This is a genomic window from Escherichia sp. TW14182 (assembly GCF_000208525.1).
GTDB lineage: Bacteria > Pseudomonadota > Gammaproteobacteria > Enterobacterales > Enterobacteriaceae > Escherichia > Escherichia ruysiae.
Window position 1 is genome coordinate 1 of record NZ_AEJZ01000322.1, and the last position, 1,345, is coordinate 1,345.

Consider the following 1,345-nt stretch of genomic DNA (forward strand, 5'->3'; position numbering starts at 1 on the left):
CGCCGGGCGTGGCGCGGATATGAAAAAGGCTCGCCGTAGCGAGCCTCAGATTAAAGTGCGTGGGTAATTGCTCTCGTATTCATAGTGCTGTATTCACCACATACCCGGATTTTTGATATTGTTAAATCGCCAAAAGTAACAATGTCTCAAATGAGGTAAGAAATGGGTCAGAATAACAAACCATTAGATGAAAATGACAAATCCAAGTCAGCTCCAAAGCCCAAATCAACAGAGGAACCAAAGAAGGATCCTTTTTCCGTAGAGAGATTGGTCGTTGGTGATTCCTGGGGAGGTATCAGAAGAAAAAGTAAATAACAACAGAAACCATTAATGAATAAACGGGGGCAAGGATAGCTGATATCCTTGCCTTCTCGAGTCCTTCTCTCAGTCTTTTATTTTCCTGCAATAATTCGTTTGCAGTTCTGCACAAAGCCATCAATCTGTACCTTCTCAATATGGACAAACGGCTGTCTTTCCCCGAAAAACCTCGCTCTTTAAGCCTGGCGTAATCCATCGCAGTAATGCCCTTAATCGCCGGAGTGTACAGAATATCTGGCGACGCATGAATAATGGCACGCTTATGCACTTTCAGCACATTAACAACAAGGTACACAGCACAAATGGACCAGTAAAAGACAAAAACAGCCAGTCCAGCGCCCAAAAAATCCAGATGAGTTTTTTGCGTTAATAGTAAAAATGATGAACCGATGCCAACTATCAGAATGCTTAATAATTTATAGCCATTTTCCTTGTTGATGCTGTTTGAGCAATGGATTTCCCGAATGCACTCTTCTCCCTGTTTTTCAAGAAAATCAAGAATGTCATCATCCGCATCAAGAAAATAGTCGCCGGGTAGATTTTTCATTCCTTCACCAACCACGTAATCTGTAATACGCTCAATTTTACCTGAACGCCTGACGATGAAACACCATGTTCACCAGAAACAACAAAACCCGCTCAATGGCGGGTTCTGGTAAAGTTCATGCGCTTGATTCGCCTCGCGATACAGCTTTGCGAAGCGTACAGGAATTGAAGCAGTTTGTGGCTAAAATTGCAAGAACTTTTTTAAAGCTGCATCAGCCTTTCCACCAGTTTATCTCTGCGAACAACAAACCAACCATTGGCTCTCGCCAGTTCCAGCCATGACTCAAGGGAAATAACAATATCATCATCCCGCAACTGAATTGTGGAAACAGTGACACCGCCTCGCTGATAACAGAGAACTCGCGTGTCGTAACTTTTCTGGCATGAAACTGGCGCTGACGGATCCTTTTGTCTGAAATAGCAGTCTTCCAGCTTTTCGAACACATCCCACGCCTGATCGGTTTCGAGCATTTTGGCGTGA

1 protein-coding gene and 1 pseudogene are annotated in these 1,345 nt (G+C 43.6%); both read right to left on the reverse strand.

Features of this window, described 5'->3' with window-relative positions; genetic code table 11:
• Positions 1-295: 295 nt before the first annotated feature.
• Positions 296-865 (reverse strand): hypothetical protein, encoded by a 570-nt coding sequence (locus EQY_RS0120945; RefSeq protein ID WP_024212688.1) that lies wholly within the window; start codon positions 863-865, stop codon positions 296-298.
• 200 nt (positions 866-1,065) lie between these two features.
• Positions 1,066-1,345 (reverse strand): annotated as a pseudogene (locus EQY_RS0120955) (ORF6N domain-containing protein); the annotation flags it as partial.